At 38.8% G+C, this 20888-nt stretch carries 23 protein-coding genes and 2 pseudogenes; 4 read left to right on the forward strand and 21 right to left on the reverse strand.

Going from position 1 to position 20888, the window contains the following annotated elements; all coding sequences use genetic code 11:
* Positions 1-248: 248 nt before the first annotated feature.
* The 14 genes and pseudogenes from mraW to PG418_RS17815 all read right to left on the reverse strand — a co-directional run.
* A pseudogene (gene mraW / locus PG418_RS17750) lies at positions 249-548 on the reverse strand (16S rRNA (cytosine(1402)-N(4))-methyltransferase); the annotation flags it as partial.
* A 75-nt stretch (positions 549-623) separates the two neighbouring features.
* On the reverse strand, positions 624-1613 hold the full coding sequence (locus PG418_RS17755; RefSeq protein ID WP_498837807.1) for a LacI family DNA-binding transcriptional regulator: 990 nt from the start codon (positions 1611-1613) through the stop codon (positions 624-626).
* Positions 1610-4108 carry an alpha-L-rhamnosidase-related protein gene (locus PG418_RS17760; RefSeq protein WP_055248919.1) on the reverse strand — a complete coding sequence of 833 codons (2499 nt, stop codon included), beginning with the start codon at positions 4106-4108 and terminating at the stop codon, positions 1610-1612. The genes PG418_RS17755 and PG418_RS17760 overlap by 4 nt, the downstream gene beginning before the upstream one ends.
* 12 nt (positions 4109-4120) lie before the next feature.
* Positions 4121-4927, reverse strand: coding sequence for a carbohydrate ABC transporter permease (locus tag PG418_RS17765; protein ID WP_055158308.1), 807 nt, complete (start codon positions 4925-4927; stop codon positions 4121-4123).
* Positions 4928-4931: 4 nt separating this feature from the next.
* Positions 4932-5825, reverse strand: coding sequence for a carbohydrate ABC transporter permease (locus PG418_RS17770; RefSeq protein ID WP_055158306.1), 894 nt, complete (start codon positions 5823-5825; stop codon positions 4932-4934).
* Positions 5826-5849: 24 nt separating this feature from the next.
* Positions 5850-7175, reverse strand: a complete 1326-nt coding sequence (locus tag PG418_RS17775) for an extracellular solute-binding protein (protein WP_055158304.1) — start codon at positions 7173-7175, stop codon at positions 5850-5852.
* A 34-nt stretch (positions 7176-7209) separates the two neighbouring features.
* On the reverse strand, positions 7210-8562 hold the full coding sequence (locus PG418_RS17780; protein ID WP_055158302.1) for a DUF2961 domain-containing protein: 1353 nt from the start codon (positions 8560-8562) through the stop codon (positions 7210-7212).
* Between the two features lie 151 nt (positions 8563-8713).
* On the reverse strand, positions 8714-9019 hold the full coding sequence (locus tag PG418_RS17785; protein ID WP_173685289.1) for a hypothetical protein: 306 nt from the start codon (positions 9017-9019) through the stop codon (positions 8714-8716).
* 295 nt (positions 9020-9314) lie between these two features.
* On the reverse strand, positions 9315-10082 hold the full coding sequence (locus PG418_RS17790) for a carboxymuconolactone decarboxylase family protein (RefSeq protein WP_055261961.1): 768 nt from the start codon (positions 10080-10082) through the stop codon (positions 9315-9317).
* A 28-nt stretch (positions 10083-10110) separates the two neighbouring features.
* Positions 10111-10581 carry a flavodoxin gene (locus PG418_RS17795; RefSeq protein ID WP_055297687.1) on the reverse strand — a complete coding sequence of 157 codons (471 nt, stop codon included), beginning with the start codon at positions 10579-10581 and terminating at the stop codon, positions 10111-10113.
* 126 nt (positions 10582-10707) lie between these two features.
* Positions 10708-11586 carry a LysR family transcriptional regulator gene (locus PG418_RS17800; protein WP_055297686.1) on the reverse strand — a complete coding sequence of 293 codons (879 nt, stop codon included), beginning with the start codon at positions 11584-11586 and terminating at the stop codon, positions 10708-10710.
* 76 nt (positions 11587-11662) lie between these two features.
* Positions 11663-11833: a hypothetical protein gene (locus PG418_RS17805; protein ID WP_227084811.1), complete on the reverse strand. Its 171-nt coding sequence runs from the start codon at positions 11831-11833 to the stop codon at positions 11663-11665.
* 74 nt (positions 11834-11907) lie between these two features.
* Complete coding sequence (locus PG418_RS17810; protein ID WP_044998576.1) at positions 11908-12942, reverse strand: alcohol dehydrogenase; 1035 nt, start codon at positions 12940-12942, stop codon at positions 11908-11910.
* A 55-nt stretch (positions 12943-12997) separates the two neighbouring features.
* On the reverse strand, positions 12998-13741 hold the full coding sequence (locus PG418_RS17815; protein ID WP_270223648.1) for a TraX family protein: 744 nt from the start codon (positions 13739-13741) through the stop codon (positions 12998-13000).
* Positions 13742-13952: 211 nt separating this feature from the next.
* On the opposite strand from PG418_RS17815, the gene PG418_RS17820 reads away from it, so the two are divergent.
* Entirely contained in the window at positions 13953-14117 is a 165-nt protein-coding gene (locus PG418_RS17820; RefSeq protein WP_243861621.1) for a hypothetical protein, read from the forward strand.
* A 16-nt stretch (positions 14118-14133) separates the two neighbouring features.
* Positions 14134-14448, forward strand: coding sequence for a hypothetical protein (locus PG418_RS17825; RefSeq protein ID WP_498837808.1), 315 nt, complete (start codon positions 14134-14136; stop codon positions 14446-14448).
* Here PG418_RS17825 and PG418_RS17830 read toward each other — a convergent pair.
* From PG418_RS17830 to PG418_RS17860, 7 genes are all read right to left on the reverse strand, one after another.
* The gene (locus PG418_RS17830; protein ID WP_117834805.1) at positions 14410-15111 is read right to left on the reverse strand and encodes a transglutaminase-like domain-containing protein; all 702 of its coding nucleotides are present in this window, start codon (positions 15109-15111) and stop codon (positions 14410-14412) included. The two genes, PG418_RS17825 and PG418_RS17830, sit on opposite strands and share 39 nt — an antisense overlap.
* The gene (locus tag PG418_RS17835; protein ID WP_498837809.1) at positions 15101-15769 is read right to left on the reverse strand and encodes a class I SAM-dependent methyltransferase; all 669 of its coding nucleotides are present in this window, start codon (positions 15767-15769) and stop codon (positions 15101-15103) included. The genes PG418_RS17830 and PG418_RS17835 overlap by 11 nt, the downstream gene beginning before the upstream one ends.
* Before the next feature lie 14 nt (positions 15770-15783).
* Entirely contained in the window at positions 15784-16695 is a 912-nt protein-coding gene (locus PG418_RS17840) for a ketopantoate reductase family protein (protein ID WP_498837810.1), read from the reverse strand.
* Between the two features lie 19 nt (positions 16696-16714).
* Positions 16715-17497: a ZIP family metal transporter gene (locus tag PG418_RS17845; protein ID WP_498837811.1), complete on the reverse strand. Its 783-nt coding sequence runs from the start codon at positions 17495-17497 to the stop codon at positions 16715-16717.
* Between the two features lie 482 nt (positions 17498-17979).
* Positions 17980-18846, reverse strand: coding sequence for a TrmH family RNA methyltransferase (locus PG418_RS17850; protein WP_055158275.1), 867 nt, complete (start codon positions 18844-18846; stop codon positions 17980-17982).
* A 44-nt stretch (positions 18847-18890) separates the two neighbouring features.
* Entirely contained in the window at positions 18891-19163 is a 273-nt protein-coding gene (locus PG418_RS17855; protein WP_008369091.1) for a hypothetical protein, read from the reverse strand.
* A 28-nt stretch (positions 19164-19191) separates the two neighbouring features.
* Positions 19192-19704, reverse strand: coding sequence for an HD domain-containing protein (locus PG418_RS17860; protein ID WP_498837812.1), 513 nt, complete (start codon positions 19702-19704; stop codon positions 19192-19194).
* Positions 19705-20099: 395 nt separating this feature from the next.
* Between PG418_RS17860 and PG418_RS17865 the strand changes: the two are divergent.
* Both PG418_RS17865 and PG418_RS17870 read left to right on the forward strand, forming a co-directional pair.
* A pseudogene (locus tag PG418_RS17865) lies at positions 20100-20321 on the forward strand (LytTR family transcriptional regulator DNA-binding domain-containing protein); the annotation flags it as partial.
* Between the two features lie 21 nt (positions 20322-20342).
* Positions 20343-20807, forward strand: a complete 465-nt coding sequence (locus PG418_RS17870; protein WP_498837817.1) for a hypothetical protein — start codon at positions 20343-20345, stop codon at positions 20805-20807.
* Positions 20808-20888 lie beyond the last annotated feature (81 nt).

Genomic DNA, 20888 nt, shown 5'->3' on the forward strand with positions numbered 1-20888 from the left:
GGATGCGAAAAAACTCAATCGAGTTTTTTCACATCCCCGAAAAATTTATATTTTTTCAATTGTCTACTTGACGGGGAGCAGTTCATTTATCTACTGTAACAGCCTCGTTTAACATATCTTTATGATAGGCTTATTGTAATAATTCTTTGTTTTACTGTCAATACTTTTGATTCGCTTCACAGAATCTTCATTTTTAGCATATAGGACGGACGCATGCCTTAACCGCCAGCACATTTTTGTGGATCTGGCTCTGCCGCGCTGATTCCCTTTTCCTGATTCAGGCGAAGATCAAGCGGTCCGTCTGCACGGAAAGAAAAACCACGCTTCAGATTGTCGATCTGCATGAACGATCCCCCGAAATCTGCAAGAATAAAATCAAATCCACCGGCTTCTTTTGCAATCTCATCGATTGTACAGAAATTCTGAAGTTTGACCGTCAGAATGTCCTCTCCAAAGCTCTGCTCTGCCAGACGCTTACGAGGCTATGCAGATTCCTCCTGATCCACATCTGTTGCATACATATGACCTTCACCATGCAGGCATTCCAGCCGGAGTATTTCCCTTATATCGTGCTCTTCGTTTGTGTGGTGTCTGTGTTTCCTGTTCCATTTCGTTCTCCCTGCCTATTTTTTATAAAAATCATTAGAGTCATATTCGCATGTCAGCGTTTTAACAGGAATTTTTCTATTTTTATCTTCGATTTTTTCTACAATCATCTCTCCGGCAAGTTTTCCCATTTCTTTCATTGGCTCATATACCACTGAAATCCTGTGCATGAAGCGATTTGCAAAATCAGAATCCACAAAACCACCTACTGCAATTTCCTCGCCGAGTTTCAGATTTCTATCCTCCACATAGTTCAGTACACTGTGAGTCATTGCCGTATTTGTGGCTATAATTGCCGTACATCCGGCCTCTACCAATTCGTCAGCTACATCATAGGTGTCTTTTTTTCGGTCAATATATCGAACATACTGTTCTGTCTCCGGTATCTCATATTGTTTCAAAATCTGCTGGTATACTTTTACCCTTTCATAAGTCGGACTAATCTGTGGCAATCCAACCAGAAAACCAATCTTTCTGAAACCATTTTGGATCATTTCTTCCAGCATCTTTGCAGTTGCCTCCTGACAGTCAAGAATAACACTGTCATAATTTCTGTCCGGGAGCACCCGATCCATAAATATCATTGGGAATTTGTCCGGTATCTGCCTCTTTATTGTCTGAAAATCTTCTGATGTAGAAGCAATTACAATCCCATCTACGACCCCCGAAGCCAGATTTCTCAGTGCCTGTTTTTCCATCTTGAGGCAGTCCCTTGTATTGGAAATGACCAGATTGTATCCCTGCTTTGATATCACATCATCTACATCTTCAATAAGTGCAGCAAAAACAGAGTTTGTAATATCCGGTACAACAAGTCCTATCATCATTTTTTTTCCGGTACGAAAAGTCCTGCCAGACGCATCTGGTGAATACCCCAATTCTTCTACTGCATCCATGACTTTTTTTCTGGTCTCTTCGGATACAAAACGTGTATGATTCAACACATGCGACACTGTAGATATAGAAACATTGGCTTTTTGAGCCACATCTGTAATCTTTGCTTTCATATACATTCACTCTCTGTTTCTGTTAATTTTATATGGACTATATGATTTCCTGTCAGACTATATGGTATAAAATCAACCTTTTCATCATCCAGTATAACACATTCGACAGTTCCAGTTCCACTTATTTTAACAGTTAATTTTGCCGATTGATAATTCAGATTCTGTATTTCAATCTCTTTAAATATTTCTGGAACACACGGATTAAATCTCATGCCCTGTTCATCATAACTAATTCCGAAAACACCATATAAAATCTGAGCTGCAAACCCGCAAGCATGCCAAAGTTGTCCGGGCCATCTCCAGGATTTTCCTGTATCCGCTTCAAGAACTTCATGGAAATTTTTATGCAAAACAGCTGTTCTCATCTGCTGTGCAATCATAGTCAGCAATAATTCTTTATTCTGCGATTCAGCCGCAGCAGAAGCAAATCCTGATTCCCACACCGGCCAGACTGGTCCTACAAAATGATTATGCTCTTTGCGATGAGGAAACAAACGTATTCCATATGGAGTCATTGCAGTATGTATTCCACTGTTCAGGATTTCTCTTTTCTGCTCCGGTGTTGCAATATGGAACTTATCCCACAGAGCGGCTTCCTCACCGGAAGTCTCCCATATCTGATTTTCATATGCTTCACTGCCTTTTGGACCACTTGTAAAGTATCCTGCCTCATCATTCCAGTATTCTTCACGGATTTTTTCACATAATTGTTCGGAAATCTTACTCCATTTTTTGGATTTTTCATTTTCTCCATGCAAAAGCTTTTCTATTTTGGCCATAGAATCATATGCTTTCATATAATAACATTCACTGCCAAGTGAATATCCTGCATTTTCCGGTTCAGGGAACGCATCATTAGAAGTAGACTGTTCTGCACGTACAAGACCTTTTTCCTCATTATATCTGTTTTCAATTTCTGTCATTGTTTCTAACAGTGTTTCATATCCCTCTTCAAGTGCACTTCTGTCACCTGTAGCCAGATAATAATCCCACAATCCAACAGCCCCCATTGCCGGTCCGTCACTTCCATTGTCAAATCCTTTTTTTACAGCATACAAGAGTGAGCGTCCTGCTGTTTCCGGATCGATCAGGTTTCCGCCACGCATTGCTATATGTACAGAGTCTCTGAGCCAGACTCCAAACCCTTCACCTTTGCACTGAAAGAGTCCTGCCTGCCACAGATGCTCCTGCCCAGGGAGTGCATAGCCACCATTCGTACAACGATCGAAGACTGTCATCGCCAGATTCCATGTTGCTGAAAGAATATCTGAAGCAGATTTCAGTGTCGGATATTTTTTCAGTGACAGATCTGCGGTCCACTTATCAGTTCTCCATGACTTTCTTGTCATGTCGCCCCATTTCGTTTTTCTCCACTGAAATTCTTCAAGAATCCTGTCTGCTGACACAATTTCCTCCGGACTGATGATATAAGCATCTGGTCTACCATAACAGCTGTCTTCAACATGGTTATCGAAAACTTTGAATTTATCATTTGCGAAAATAAGCCTGTCCTCTTTCTTTTTTCTTCGCAATGCTTCTGTCGCATCTTTACTGTATGCCAGTCCTCTGAGTCCATATACAACAATCTCAGTCTCTGTATCTTTATCCGTTTCTACTTGAATATGTGGATCATTGTCTTCGCCTACTCGGATTTTCCCAAGATTTCCACTAATATCAATAACACTGATTTCTTTTGCTTTATTAGTCAGATTATTTAGCAGTACCAATACTTTGTTATCTGCGATTATTTCCGTCAGATACTGATCAAATATAGTGACAAAAGACAGTTTCTTATCGCATTTTATTTCCATCTGATACTTTCCACATGTAAGCACTTTTTTCTCAGAATTCCAGCAAAGTTTTTGATATGGAAGTTGAATTTCAACCTGTTTTTCACTGTTTATTTCCATGTTAAATATGGCTTCATAAGCATGTGCAAAAATATCATCGGGAGACATGTCTGCCTCTTTGATTTTTATATTCGGCCATGTATCCGGTGCTATACGAAATCTCAGTGCACAATCCAAATTTGATGTTTTTTCGCTAAATTCACGCTTCCAGATCCTGTGAGAAGAAATATCTGTACAAAATTCCCCGTTTTCTCCCGAAATATAGGGAATCGTGATGTAGTTCTGCATACCATCAGACTCTGTCAATGCGTAAACCACTTTTTTATCATCGTATCCAAAGCAATAGATTTGCCTGATATCACCATAAATGTTTACATTTTCACACTTCGAAAGATCATTTTCTGCAATAAATTTTTCTGCAGATTCTGAATTAAAAAAAGTATTTGTTTCTGCATCTAGACAGCAGATTTCACTCTTTCCGTACTCTTCTGCTTCATATTCTACCTGCAGTTTCGTCTGAGCATAACCCATTTTTCTGAGTTCTGTAATACAGCTGTTCTGTCTGAAATAATGTACTGACTTTTCCAGAGCTGCCCTGTATTCTTCTTCATACCGCCTGCTTCCATAACTTTCTCTGATTTTCACAAGTTTTCCCTCCTATTTGATGCCAGACATTTTTATACTGTTCTGCAGGTGACTTTGCAAAAGAAGTGATATCAAGAATACCGGAAGGCATGCAAGCATTGCACTTGCAATAACCACATTCCACTTAGTATTATAGCCGCCTACCATGTTAGCAAGATAAACCATAACTGTTCGATATTCCGGTTTCTTATTTACAATCAACGGCCACAGGTAATTGTTCCAGTTCCCCAGGAAAAAAGCAATACTCAGTGGGATAATAATTGGTCGTGAAAGCGGAAATATGATTGTAAAAAACATTCTGTATGTAGAACATCCGTCGAGTTTTGCAGCCTCTTCAAGATCCGCAGGGAAACTCATATAAAACTGTCTGAACAGAAATATACCATAAGCATTAAACAATGCCGGTAACAGAATTCCAGCATAACTGTTTGTAATTCCTAATTGTTTACATATCATAAACAAAGGTACAAGAATAGACGATACCGGAATCATCAAAGTACTGATGATCACTGTAAACATTGGCTTTTTCCCCGGAAAATTCATTCTTGCAAATGCGTATCCACACATTGAATGAAGAATTAAAGCAATAATCGTAACTGCTACTGCAATAAGGAATGAATTACCGATTGCAACAAGAAAATCCGGTGTTATCGCTGATTTTATACTTTCAAAAGAAGGAGATGCTGTGATCAGTGATCCTACAAAAACAGTTTTTTCATTTCTGAAACTTACCATAAATAAAATGTAAATCGGAAACAACATTACAATTCCCAATATTATAAGAATTACTGCAAGTATGTTATTTGTTTTTTTCTTCATATCATCATTCCTCCTTTCCATTTATTTTTAACATAATAACGGCAAGCACTGTCAAAATTAGAAACATTACAACTGACAATCCGGCTCCATATCCAGCCTTCATCATTTCAAATGACTGTTTGTATATATACAGACTGGCAACTTCTGTCGATTTTGCCGGTCCACCCCCGGTCATTACCATGATAAGATCCAGACACTGGAACGATGCAATCACTGATGTGATCAGTACAAAAACGCTGGTTGGCTTTAATAGCGGAAACGTTATCTTCCAGAAAGTCTGCCAGGAATTTGCTCCATCCAGTTTTGCTGCTTCATAATAGCTGTAAGGTATATCTTTTATTGCTGATAGAAAAAGAATAATATTATAACCCAGATTAATCCATATCAAAACAACTGCAATGCAAACCATTGCCTGAGAAGTAGATCCCAGAAACTTTTCTCCTTTCAGTCCAAAGGCCTTCAGAAATACATTGATAAATCCACTTCTGTCCATATAAAGAAACATCCACAGACAGCTTGCAATTACAGATGTGATAGAATATGGAAGCAGAAAAGCTGTTTTTACAAATCCGGCAGCTTTTTCGTTTTTGACATAGTTAATCAAAACTGCAAATAATATTGATAATATAAATAATGCCGGAACATACAGTAAAGTTAATTTAAAAGTTCTTCCCAGAGACTGCCACCATTCAGAGTCACTAAACATTGTGACATAATTCTGTATTCCGATAAATTGCTTAATGTTAGCGAAGTTCCAGTCATATAGGCTCATATAAAATGAATATATGATTGGTATGATAATAAAAACCAGAAGACCAATAAAATCAGGAAGAACAAATGTATATGTTACAAACATCTGTTTCAATTTTTTACCGGACATTTTTCCTTTCTGCTTCATAATTCTACCTCTTGATTTAATATTTTAGTTTAATGCCTCAATCTGTTCCTGTGCCAACTGTGCCGCATCCGCTCCTGAACTTCCGCCAAACATCACAGACTGCAATGTATCTCCCATAATATCAGTTACTTCAGATGAATACTGTGGTTCAGGTCTTGCCGTATCATAAAATTCGGTGAATATTGCCTTCATGCCTTCCTGAAAAAGTTCTTTATTTTCTTCAATTACAGACTGGCGCGCCGGATATGCAAATTTGGCTTCTGTACACCATTTTGTGACATAAGTTGTATCATCACTTCCAAAGCACCAGAAAATAAAGTCAGCTGCTGCATCAACATCTTTGCTCTGGCTGGAAACTGCCATCATCTGACCTCCTGCAACAGTTACAGGATCTTTTCCCTTCGGTGACGGAAGTGGTACAACTCCAATATTATGCCCATCTTTGTTGTATTCTTCTGCTGCATTTATCATATATGTTCCGCCAATCTGCATAGCTGCGACGCCATTTGCAACATTATCAATACTCCATGGTCCGTTCTGTAATGATGACGGGCAGTATTCATTCTGATAAAATGAACCCCAGAAATCAAGAGCATCTGCCATGCTGTCTTTGCCGGCCGTTACATTTCCATCAGCATCATAAATGTCTGCATCATCCATCCACATAAATGGCCACCAGTTAAACAACGTATATGCTGTTTTTTCTACCGGAAGAACAATTCCGTATCTGTCTTTTGTTGTGAGTTTTTCAGCTGCACTTTTCAGTTCTTCCCATGTTTTCGGTGGTTCAATACCTTCTTCTTCAAGTGCATCTGCATCATAAAACAGTCCAAGGGTTTCACACTCAAATGGCAGTGTATAGATTTTTCCGTCATCTCCGCTTGCCGCTTCAAGAAACGACGGAAGAATATCTTTTTTCAGATCATCCGTATAATAAGAAGAAAGATCTGCAAGCATTTCCGCATCCGAGAATTTTTTAAAAGTCGCCGGTTCCACCCAGAGGATATCAGGGCATTCGCCATTTGCATATGCGGTTGTCACAAGTGTTGTCGTATAATCTGTCTGATTGACACTTGAATATTCAACCTTGACTTTATCCTGTGACTGATTATATGCATTTACCATATCCTGAATAACATCTGCCTCAGTTCCTGTATGGAAATCCCAGAAAGTAAGTTTTTCTTTATCGCCCTCTGAAGAATCCTCTTCACCGGTATTATTTTCTGTTCCTTTTTTTCCAGCTACTGCACTGTCATCTGATGTACTGTCTGAACTGCTTCCACATCCGGTAAATACCGCTGCTGTCATACTCAAAACCATAATCATTGATAAAAATTTTTTTAAATTCATAAAAAGCCCCTCCTTTTGCTACACACGTGCTTATTTATTTTTCTTTATCAAATTCTTTCTTTACTTTATGTGCCAGTTCTTTGTTTCCAGTTTCTGACGGTGCTGTTCTTGCTGCATTGAGTCTGATCTGTTCAGCCTTTTCAACTTTAAATTTTTCCATTCTTTCATTTCTGCTTCTGTAAGCTTCCTGCATCTCCGGTGTAAGTTCTACCTGATGAGCCGGTTTCGGAATATCAAAAGTTCTCTTAAGCGGAATTCTCTCTTCTACCGGCTGAATCGTTACTGAAGTAACAGGAGCTGCCTGATACCAGTACGCTGTGCATGACCAGTCATCTGACAGATGATTTGCATGACCATGTTCCATGCTGATCTGAATATGCTTTTTAAAATGGATCGGATCTGTAAGATGGAATCTATAGGATACCTGATAACCTTTTGTATCTCCGTCATGCATAATCGTACCATTATAAGGTGACTGATTTCTCTGCATTCCCCATGCATGGTTAAAATAATCCTCTGCACCAGTTCCATTAATACTTGGTTCTTCTTCATCATCAATCAAAATCATGTCATCGCCTTCGCCCCACCAGCTGCCCTGGAAATGAAGCACAGAAAGATTACAACCAACATAATGACCACGGCCTTTTGTATCCAGCATCAGGAAATTCTCTTTACCGTCAAAATTAGGAACACTGTTTACTTCCGGAGAGTTTACGCAAAGATCATTTCCCCAGCCACTGCATGGCATATCACGTCTCCATGCTGCCTGAAAATAAGCAATATCCGGAGTCTCTTCGTGATAAAGTTCATAATCAATATGGAAAAACAATCCAAGCGGTCTTTCATTTTCATTGATAACTTCTATTTTGGCCCGTTTGTTAAACGGCATCGGAAAATAGCAGTTCATGGAAGCCGTTCCACCAAAAGTCAGTTCCTCACACGGTCTTGAAGATACATTAAAAGGAATTGACGAAAAACTTGACGGCATAGAATGACCAATACAGAAGAAATCTCCCAGCGGTGCCAGCACACTGGGACCATCAAAATCATCCCAGGTCATACGAATCAGGACCTTACGGTAATAATCCGGATCATTGATTTCCCAGTTAACGCCTTCCGCATTTTCCATTTCAGTTACCGGTGCAACAGAGCCACTTAAAACCGGATGCTGAATAGACGGTCCGAGAATTTCTCTGCAAAAAGTCGTTACCCAGATATGATTGATGCAACCTGGTCCTTCAACGTCCGCCATAACCGCTGTATCCCCTGCATTTACAAGCCAGTAATCTTTATTTCTGCCACTCTGATCCCAGCTTGAAGCTCTGGCAGTTCTTGCATCTGCTACTGTTGTAAGATTTTTTAAAAAAGACATATTATTTTTCTGCATTTTTTCTCCTCCTGATTGAACTTTCTGTAGATAAACGTTTGCGCAAACGTTTTTATGTATTTAGTATATCATTCACTTTGAAATTGTCAATTAGTATTTTTTAACAATATTAATTCTCAAATTTCGTTAATGTTTTTTTTGCATTCATTATTTAAAAATTAATTTTTACATGTCTCCCATTCCTCCACCGGATCGAGAGCGTATATTGTTTCTTTGTTTTCCTGATTAAATACTCCTCATTATCTTCATGATAACGAAGTTCCGGATTTTCATCTCTTGTCCTCTTTATTTTCTCTTGTAAAAAAGATGTATTAATGACATAAGAAGGGCATACCAGACTGTCATCCAATCCAAGCCTTCTGAATCTGTTTGGTAAATCATCAAACTGAAGGTCAAATACTTCTTTGATTTTGCCACAAAGCTTTTCATTTTCACTTTGTATAGCATATTCATACAAAGATACCAACACTGCTTTATATGGTGCTTGAAATGTCGACATATCCGCAGTTATTGGCTGAGAAATTCGGGCACGAAAAAAAGCCCCGGTAGTTTTTCTTAACTACTGAGGCTTTCGTCTCTTTCTTGTATTCAGTTATCTATGCCCTCTTTCATCAGCATAATCATTGTATCAGGATAAAGTTCACAAAGTATCCGCAATACGTTCCCATAAGTTCATGATATTAGTGGAATCGCGCACATTTTAGTACAGAATGTTCAATACAATACTGTTATCAAACATTTCATTCCCCTGCCTATTGTAATTTCCCATATTCTTCATCACTTACCGGTTCAAGCCATTCATTAGAACCATTTTCGCCCGGAACCTCTATTGCCAGATGAGAAAACCATTCATCCGGTGCAGCACCATGCCAGTGTTTAACACCTATAGGAATATTGATGCAGTCACCTGGCTTCATTTCTACAGCTTCTTTACCTTCTACCTGATAATATCCTCTTCCGGCAACGCATACCAGAATCTGTCCGCCTCCACTTTTTGCATGATGGATATGCCAGTTATTTCTGCATCCTGGTTCGAATGTCACATTGAAAATTCCAACCTGAGAAGTAGAAATCGGTGCAAGAAAACTTCTGCCCGAAAAATACTGTGCAAAGCCATCGTTTGGTGCACCAATTGGAAATACCATCTTTTTTGCATGCGCCCGCATCGCTTCCTCTTCGTATGACAAATCTCCTTCGCCTGTTTCCCACACTTCCTTTGCAAGATTAAAAACAGCCCATGCTTTTGGCCAACCTGCATAAAATGCGACATGTGTGATCACTGCAGCAATCTCTTTTTGTGTTACACCATGATTTTTTGCATTTTGAAGATGATATTTTAAAGAAGAATCCGTAATTCCGGAAGCCATCAGAGCAACCACTGTAATAATGCTTCTTGTTTTTACGTCGATGTCCTGGTTATTCCAGTTTTCGCCGAAAAGTACATCATCATTAAAATGTGCAAATTCCGGTGCGAATTCACCAAGTGTATTTCTCCCTGCTGTCTGTACTATTTTTCCCATATTCTGTATACCTCCATAACGCTGTTATTTATAAAGAGTTTACCCATTCAGTGATTTCCTGTTTCGTTCCACAATTTAACAGTCTGCCTTCTGTAATAACTGCGTCTGATGCAGATGACTGCAATTCTTTCACAGTGTTCCCAAATCCACTTCCTCCGGATGTTGCAAAAAGCACAATCTTTTTACCACTGAAATCGTAAGTTTCTAAAAATGTATTGATGATTGTCGGAGCCACATACCACCAGATTGGGAATCCCAGAAGGATCTCGTCATAAGAACTCATATCCATCTCTTTTTTCATAATCGCCGGTCTATATTTTTTATCACTCATTTCCACACTGCTTCTGGATTTTTTATTCATCCAGTCAAGATCAAGCTTTGTATATGGAACTTTCGGCTCAATCTCAAACAAATCCGCTTTTGCTTCCTCTGCGATCATCTGTGCTACTTTTTTTGTTGTTCCGCTTGCACTGAAAAATGCCACTAATTTTTTACTCATAATAAAAAGCCCCTTTCTATACGTATTTTTCACAAAAAAATAGATGTATAAGATTTACATTCATCTTACACATCTATTTTAAGCTCTATCGCTTCATTATGTCTAATGCTTATATTGAATTTTGTTTTATGCCTGAAAAGCATTAATCTCCTCGATCATTTTACGTACTGCCAAAGAATATGGGATATTCCGTCGCCAGGCAATCACCGTACTGGTCATGATTTCAGGAGAAATTCTTCGCTGTACAAGAATATCCTCTCGCCAATACTTTGCAGCACCCTCAATTGAAATTGGATACCCCAGTCCATTTGCCGCCATAACTCCGGCATTCGTTCCAAGATTACTCGTAAAAGCAATCTGTAATTTTGAAAAGTCTTTCCCAAACCAGTTGGCAAGTTCACTTTGAACGTTCATTCTTTCCGGCAGGATCAAGGGCTTTCCAATAAGATCTTCTTTTTTTATAAACTCTTTTTCTGCCAGTGGATCATCCGGCCGCATTCCGACACACCAGTGATCGCAATCTGTGATCCGGATATAATCCAGCCCTTCGGTGTCCACCGGCTCCATGAATAATGCAATATCTACAAGTCCTTTGTTCATCATCTCATACACTGCATCTGCTGTTGCAGTATGCAATACAATCTGAACCAGCGGATATTTTTCTTTATATGTTTTACATATCTTCGCCAATGTCTCCACTGCTGCAAATTCACCGCATCCAATGGTTATCGTGCTCTCTACAACCTCTTCTTTTCCTTTCAGTTCCTCAAGCGTCCTTTCCTCAAGATTAAGAATCTCCAAGGCACGCCTTTTTAATAAAATTCCTTCATCAGTGAGCGATATTTTCTTCCCGTTTCGAATAAATAATGTTATTCCCAGGTCCTCTTCAAATGCCGCCATTTGTCTGGATAGCGTTGGCTGGGTAATATGCAATTGTTCTGCTGCTTTTGTAAAGCTCTGTTCTTTTGCTACTGTTAAAAAATAGCGTAATAATCTTAATTCCATATCTTTATATTCCTACAAATTTTTCTTGTAACCATTCTATCATATTGCGTCCCAGGCATCATCTATATCTTTACCTTTAATAATAAATCGCACACAAATCAATTATATCAAGAAGTAAATTATACTGCTTCTTTGCTGTATCGTTCATTTCATGATTCATCGGTGCGTTCTGTGAATACAACGTTGCTTCCGAAAGCTTTGATGGTGCTGAATGATATAACATCAAGTCTTCTACATGAATTTTCATTCTATTTCTGATATATCAAATTCAATCGCTTTCATTAAAATCTTACTCTGTGGCATCTTTTATTTCTATTATATTTAACATTCTACCGCCACCTTGATCACGCCGTTCCTCTTATTTTCAAAAAGTTCATAGGCTTCTTCGATTCTGCTAAGTGGATAGGTGTGTGTGATCAGTGGTTCCGTGTTGATCTTACCTTCCGCGATCAGTCTCAGCGTTTCTTCACAATCACAACCGTCTACTCCTCCTGTTTTAAAAGTCAGATTCTTTCCATACATATCCGGCAGAGGTAACGTCTGGGCTTTATCGTAAAGTGCCACCACCGTCACGATTGCATTTGGCCTTGCGCATTCCCATGCAAGACGGAAAGTAGATTCTGCTCCTGCAACTTCAAGAACAACATCCGCTCCACCATGCTCGCTGTTTGCCTGAACAAAATCAAAACATTCTTCCGGCGAAACTGTAAGAACTTCCGGATAATGTTCCCTGATAAAGTGCATACGCTTTTCGTCTTTTTCACACATGATGATCCGCTTCGGATTTTTCAGCATAACAGACAGTAAGGTACAGATACCTGTAGGACCGGCTCCAATGATCAGCACCGTGTCATCCTCAGTGATCTCGGAAATACGTGCTGCCCAGTAACCGGTGGCAAGTACATCTCCTACAAATAACGCCTGTCTGTCCGTAACTTTATCCGGAATCTTATTCAGCCCCTGATCTGCAAATGGTACGCGGACATATTCTGCCTGACCGCCATCGATACGGCATCCAAGAGCCCAGCCGCCATTTTCATCGGTACAGTTATTCACATAACCTTTCTTGCAGAAAAAACATTCTCCACAAAAAGTTTCTACATTTACCGTCACCCGGTCTCCTGGCTTCACATTCTTCACAGCAGTTCCGACTTCTTCCACAATTCCAACCATCTCATGACCGACTGTAATCCCCGGCACTGCCCGTGGAACGCTTCCATGCTTAATGTGCAGGTCACTGGAACAAATGCTGGCAAGTGTCACCTTTACAATGGCATCTCTTTCATGCATCAGCACAGGCTTTGGCTTTTCCATTAATTCAAATTTTCCTTTTGAAACATAAGTATAAGTCTGCATTCTTTTCCCCATCACTTTCTATAATAATTTATCCAGAATTTCCGCTGCTGATCTATTACCGAATACGCCATTGCCAAATAACAACCAAGATAAGAAGGTGCACCGGATAAAACGCATAACAGAAATACTTGAACCACTTGCTATGGTACCCCTGCTCTCCATGATATAACCAGATTGGAATCAGTGCCAACAGTGCAAAGCTCTGCTGTGCAATCTCAAAATAATGTCCCAGAATCGTTACCGGATAATACAGATTCCCCAGCATAACTACATTCAAATAATACAGCCCGACAAGCTGTGCCGCAAAAGAAATCCAGGTTTTCTTGCGAAAAAAATAAAAAAGCAATACCGTCAGTATTCCTGCAGCATTGTAATCTACCATGGTTACGGTTCCAAGCAGAAAATCCATCAAAAGCACGAGGCAAACCACAAAAAACGATATCCATTTCTTTTGTTTCTTCTTTGCCTTTTCAATGATCTGTATCGATAACACCCCTAATAAAAAAGTCCATAGTACATTTTGATGAAACGGGTAAAATACAGAACTTCCCATAATCAGGTTAAATGGTATTTCTGAAATTATGGCAAATAGAAAAAGACGCAGCATGTATTTTTTCACATTCGAAGTATAATAGCATCCTTCTGCGATCATAAATGCGAAAATCGGAAAAGCAAGTCTTCCTACGCATGTCATCCATTCCTGTGCTGGAAATAGTGTCGCCCACAAATGATCACATAACATAAACAGCATTGCCAGAATATGTAGTGTAAACGAATCAATTCCTCTTTTTTTCTCCATAGGTTCTTCTCCATCTATCCAGGCATAGATATCTGCCTTTTATTCTTTTCTTTTCATTATATTATGGAGCATTATCCAACGTCAATCAACTCTTGCGTCCTAATCTATCACTAATTCAGCCAGAACTCAAATACTCAACGCATTCTACTCATAAGGGGTGTTCGTTTCTAAATGGGAACGAGGCATATGCCTGCCGGACGTGTCAATTTATATGGAATTGTGCAGCATACTTAGAATCAGCATTAATGAATTTCTTGCAGGTGAAGATATCGGTGCTGAAAATGTAATTGAAAAATCAGACAGCAATCTTATTCAGATTACAAAAGAGAGTAAAAAGAAACAAAAAAATTTAAAAAAATTATATTACCGCAGTTGATCAGACAAGTACTGAGATGAAAACAGCAGAATTATTATCCGGAACAGACGGCGCATATCTTTTTCATTATTTTACAAAAGATGAATTTAAAACACTCACCATTTATGTATCTGAATATCAGTCTGGGACACTGATCAGTAAAAGTAAAGTGGCTGATTTGGACTATGACGGAATCGATTCCCCTTCCAGAGGCGTCATTGCTGTTGTGCCGGATTTTGAATCTTTTAAGGTAAAATTAATTGTAGCAGATGATTATGCAAAATATTCTACATATTGTCCTAAAAGCTTAAAACTATCGTTCTCTAATCTTCCTGACATTACGATTCATTAGGTGTCTTCCAATATGTCTATAAACAAATGCTTTAAAGGCTGAAATTTCTTGATGATGTTCCTTCAACAGTTCATCTGGACAATCATAAACACCAAAATCCTGATTGATTCCCTCGCTCTGAATATAAGTATTGTTCCTATCAAACTCAATAATGAGATTTCTGAAATCCTTGACTGCTACTCCATAACCGCAAAATGCACCTGTACATTCCGAATTTTGTTCCTGTAACTTCTTTATGTAGGTTTTATCCAAAATGAAAGCTTCCAGTTCGTACCACTGATTTTCGAAATTAATTTCTACCCAGCTATGGAAAATACTTTTGGGAGCATTACGGTAAACAAACCCGGTCATAGCCCCTTTCTGCAATCTTTTATCAATCGTAAAACCATGTACTCTGCATGGAATATTGCAGGCACGTAAAAGTGCCATAAATAAAGTTCCTTTTGTATTACATTGTCCATAACCATCTGCAAGTACTTTTGAAGCTGAAATTCCGTCATCAATATTATATCCAAATAAAACATCATCTCTTACATAGTTGTAGATTGCCTTAATCCTTTCAAATTCACCCATTTCCTTCCATTTCATATTTTGAATAAGTTTTTGAATTGCCGGATTAGAAAAGTCAACCATTCGTGTTTCCCTAAGATACTTATCTTTCATTTCCTATCGCCTTTCCCATAGGTTTTCTCACAACACAATGCATTCGCATACCTTTACGAATTTCAAATTTTTCTACTTTTAATCCTGCTTTTTTGCAACATTTTATGACCACATCTCTTGTTGGCACTTGGACATCTCCATGTCCGCATATATTTGCCAACGGCATTTCCAATGTATTCATTAGCCATACCAATACTTTATTGTCACTGGTCACATCTCTCAGTATCAATCTTCCATTTGGGCGAAGACATCTTTTCACACTGTCAAAAAATGCCTGTGGATCCGGATAATGATGGAAGCTCATAGAACAAATAATTGCATCAAATGAATCCTTTTCAAAAGGAAAGTTCTCACAGTCTCCTACAACAAATGTTGCATTTGAAATATTTTTCTTTTTTGCCTGTTCAATCATGGCAGGAGTCAGATCCAGTCCTGTATAATGTCGATCTGGATATTTTTCTGCTAATAAAGAAATCATCGGAGCAGGCCCACAGCCTGCATCTAATAAATCTCTAAATGGCTCCTTCTCTAATTCTTCCAGAATATCCGGATAATCTTTCTTGCACATTTCGTAAATACCAGCATAGCTACTTTCATATCTTCCTGCTGCTTTTGTAAACTCTTTAATTGACAATTTTTTATATTCTTCATTTTTCATGCTTTTTTCTCCAATCACTGTGCCTTTTTCGCCTTGCATCCGCATTTCTTCATTTTTTTCATATAAGCATAAAACTGCTTATGCAATTCCCTCATTTCATCTGGTGCCTTCATAGCATGTTGATACATAAATTTATCTCCAAAACTACTTCCAAATGTAACTGCCAGCATAATCGTCAGAAATGACAATGGCAAAAAGCGAAAAATATTCATTTTCCATGGTGACAGTTTACCCTTTTGTTTTCGCAAAAAGTTAAAATTTCTTTTCAGCCTTTCCGCTGTTTTCCTCATAATTTTCCATTCTTTTTCCACTTTCTCCGGATCGTCTGATTCATAATACGCATCCGCAATCGGTACCACCATAGCAAGATGACAAAGCTGCCATAGATGCATATCCGTTACTTTCTGGTATGGTATATGAGCATGCCTCAATATCTCTGAAAACTGCTTAGTTCTTTCGGATTTATTTCCTGATATTTCTGCAAATGTTGTCGGCTGAATCAACCTTGGAGTGAGTGCTGCATCAAGGATACCATCATCATTTATACTTCCGCCTGCTCCTGGAAAAGCCGGTAATATTCTTCCTTTTCCGACAATGTCTTCCCATTTATTGTAACTGTCCAGTGAATTTATCATTGTAATAATCGTATTACTTTTATTATTTTTCAATTCAATCAGTGCTTCATACAGCTGGTTTTCCCGGACAGTAAGCAAGACAAAATCATAAATATCATCGTTTGGTAGTTCTCCAAGAATCCTAATTTCTGCCTTTATTACTTCCTGATTTTTCTTATATAGCAATCCATTATTTCTTAAAGCCTCAAATCTTTTTCCTCTGGCATAAATACTTGTATCATAACCGGCTTCTGCAAATAAAGCTGCATACAAGGAGCCGATCACACCAGCACCATAAATCAATATTCTCATAAGAATCATTCCTCTCCTCTTACCCCAGTGCCACATCCAAGATCATCATCAAAGTAAATCCAAGTGCAAAGAAAAGCGTACCGATATTCGAGTTCTGTCCCTGAGACATTTCCGGAATTAGTTCTTCAACCACGACATATAACATGGCTCCTGCTGCAAAGCTGAGTAAATATGGTAATGCCGGGATTACCAGCTGTGCGACAAGAATCGTCATTACTGCTCCAATCGGTTCAACGACTCCTGAAAGTACACCTCCCAGAAATGCCTTTCTCTTACTTTCACCCTCTGCCCTAAGCGGCATGGATATAATCGCTCCTTCTGGAAAATTCTGGATAGCAATTCCAAGTGATAAAGCAAGTGCACTTGTTGCTGTAATCTGTGCATTTTCAGCAAGAAATCCAGCATACATTACACCAACTGCCATACCTTCAGGGATGTTATGTAATGTAACTGCCAACACCATCATCGTAGTACGGCCAAGTTTGCTTTTCGGTCCCTCTGCCTGATCACTTCCAACATGAAGATGTGGAATCAAATGATCAAGTGCGCGTAAAAACAATATACCAATCCAGAACCCAACAACTGCCGGAACAAACGATAAAGTTCCCATATTCTCAGATTGTTTAATTGCCGGAATCAGAAGACTCCAGATTGAAGCAGCAACCATTATACCTGCTGCAAACCCTGCAAGTGCACGTTGCAGTAACTTGCTAAGTGTTTTTCTCATAAAAAACACGCATGCTGCACCTAGCGTTGTTCCAACAAACGGAATCAGTATACCTTCAAAAATATTTATTCGCATTATATTTTCCTTCCATATATGCTCGAAAAAATTCATTGGCAAAAATAATTATCTTCAGCGGTATAGTATTAGTTCTATAGCTTATTGATTATATTGCCTAATACCTAATATATGTTATTCTATAATCTTTCATACTTTCATTGTGTTAGTTTTAACTAACCATCTAGTATAAAGAAAACCGTGCAAAAAGCAAACTGTAATTTTACACGGTTCTCTTATGCTTAAGTATATCACTTACGTAATCATATAACAATATATTTCTTTCAACAATTTACAAAACTGGGCGGTGGAATTTACTCTTTCACACAATGATGTTATGGTTGTATTTCCTTCTGACAGCAGTACTGTAAAAATATCATATCTTCCAAAGGTGTAAATTCTACGTTTTTGCATTCGACTCTACGATTGCTGCATCAATCTTCTGAAAACGTTCTGTCAAATCTCTTTCCTCCTTCGTGTCATCTAATGCAATACGGTTACCATTACAGAATTATTTTCCCAAGCTGCCAGAATGCCACCGCACTCGCCGCTGCCACATTCAGCGAATCAACACCATGTGTCATCGGAATTTTAACCGTATAATCACATAACGCTATTGTCTCGTTTTCCAGTCCTTCACCTTCATTTCCAAGAATAACTGCCAACTTTTCTTCCTTCATCAGTTCCGAATCATCGATGCTGACCGAATCATCAGTCAGCGCAAGTGCTGCCGTCTTATAGCCAAGCTTTTTCAATTCTGCAATCGCCTGTTTTGGCCAGATTACTTCCCGCTTGCACCGCATTTCATTGCTATCCCGGATAAATGTCCACGGAATCTGAAATACGGTTCCCATACTCACCCTGGAAGCCCGTCTGTAAAGCGGATCACTGCATCCCGGACTCAGAAGTACCGCCTCCATATTAAGAGCCGCTGCAGACCGGAAAATTGCTCCTACATTTGTCGGATTCTGCACATTTTCAAGAATCGCGATTCTGTTTATCCCATCGCACAGATCCTGAAATTTTCGAAGCGGTTTCCGTCTCATTGCGCAAAGCATTCCTCTGGTCAGTTTGAAGCCTGTCAATTTAGTCAGCACCTCAAAATCCGCTGTAAAAATCGATACTTTCGTATCATCAAATCTGTTCATAATCTGGATTGTTTCTTCATTCTCTTCCATCTGCTTCTTTTCAACAAGAACAGACAATGGCTCATAACCTGCATCCAACGCTCTGCCGATCACCTTCGGACTTTCCGCAATGAACATTCCCTCTTCTGGGTGATCTTTATTCAGAAGCCGTGCTTCTGTGCACCTGGCATAAATATCCAATTCCGGCGCATTAAAGTCTTTGATTTCTATTACGTTCAGCATTTCTTTTCCCCTGTTTTCATCCGTATATTTAATCTGAGCACCTTTTACAGGCCTTCGCGATACACCTTATTGATCGTTGCCTGCGCATGTTCCAATTCTTTTTTCTGGATAATTGCGTTCCGATCGCTTAGAATTGCCAGCATCTCATCCACCACATCTTCCGGTCGCGGATCTGATATGCGGTACAGATAGCCGAGCATTCTTGTTGCTGTATAATCTGTGTTCATCTGTTTATAAGCAATTTCCCTGCAAAGGCTGTCTGGATAGCCTTTCTGTTGCAGTGCTTTGTATAGTTCATCCTGTTTTGATTGTGCCATAAATTATTCTCCAATATAATGCTTTTTATTATTCTTCTCTTAAAAATATTGATTCCAACAATCTGCATCCCGCTGCCGTCTTAAAAATACGGGATTTCGCATTTTCAATCGACACTTTTGAAAAATTACTCTCACTTGCATTTACAAGAAAATCTGCCTCTATTAAAATCTGATAATCTATCCCATCTATATTGGTGTATGTATGATGATGTGTGACCAGCCAGATAATACGCTCCACTTTCTGTCCTGATACAGGCATTCCTTCAAAAAACTCCTTTACCAGCGGTTCACTTTCAAGTTCCTGATTTTTACCATTTGTGTTTCCATATTTTTCACGGCAAAGTGGACAGGATATATCATGCACCACAGCTGCAAGTTCAAGAATTCCCTGTGTGTTTTCATCCACACTTTCCTGCTCCCCTATCGTCTTTGCATACGCCCATACTTTCAGGAAATGTTCGATATCTCTCAAATTCCCCTGATAAAAATCAATCATTTTTTCAATGGCAACTGCTGTTATTTTAGATTTTTCGTCTTTCATTGCATTCTTCCTCCCGACTTCTTCTGATTTATCTTTTATAACTATAGCACACTTTTCATTCGCAAATCTATTTTTTGTATTCTAGTCTTGCACCTGCTAGAGCGCGCCCATGGAACACACAAATGGAGCTCTAACTTTTTACAGTTAATTCTCTATTTGCTTCGCTTGTCCTGCTGCTGAAGATAAAACATTGCCTTTTGAGTTTCAATCTCCGCTTTCAGTTCTTCTTTTGTCGGCAAATATAATTTGTACTTGGAAGCAAATTTTTCAATGTACTTAGAGTATATGAAATTTGAGCTTTATCTTGTAGTTACGAATATCCGCATAAATAGAAAAAGCCCTTTGAAAAAAGAATTTTCTCCTCTCTCAAAAGGCAAGTTAAAAAATTAATATCTATGTGTTATAATGTTCCACTATATTTCGAACGAAAAAATATCAAAATTTCAGATATTTTTTACCTTACCAGCCAGAATCCTCACACAATCATTACGCTTTCCTCGGGAGAGAGCTTTGCAACTACAATCCCGATAAAAGAACTTATGCTCTACTTGCCGGAAGAAGATTTTCTAAATATCTCAAAGGGCGTTGTTCTTCGAAAAAATCAAATTGTTCATATATCCGACGAAGGACTTTATACAATGACTGATGGTGCTGTCTTTCAAGGCAGAAAACGTAATCTGAGTCAGCACAAACAAATCCGTAAGGCACTTGGTTTAAATGCGCAGAACTATTCGGAGGTTTCAGAAGACAGCTCACTTCAATTATTTAATAGCTGTAGCTTTCTCAATGATATGCCACTTGCTTTTTGTATTATTGAACTTGTATTTGATGCGGAGGGACATGGAGTAGACTTTGTATTTCGTTACTGTAATGATGAAATGGCTGTTGTTGAGGGCATTCCCGTTTCAGAAATGTTGAATCGTTCCTTTTATGAAGTCTTTGAAAATGGAGATAAAAAATGGCTTGTTACTTATGCGGATGTGGCGTTAAACGGCAATAAACATATCCTGCAGGATTATAGTCCGGAAATCGACAAGACTCTGACCATCTACTGTTTTCAACCTGCCAGCGGATATTGTGCATGTGTATTGATTCCGTCTTAGTGTTCTGCTATTTGGCGTATGCGATTACAAAATTATTTTTCTGTAAACAAAAAAGTGCGGAAGTCCTTGATTTTGATATGC

Source organism: Bariatricus sp. TF06-38A (genome assembly GCF_027690675.1).
In the GTDB taxonomy this organism is placed as follows: Bacteria; Bacillota; Clostridia; order Lachnospirales; family Lachnospiraceae; genus Allocoprococcus; species Allocoprococcus comes.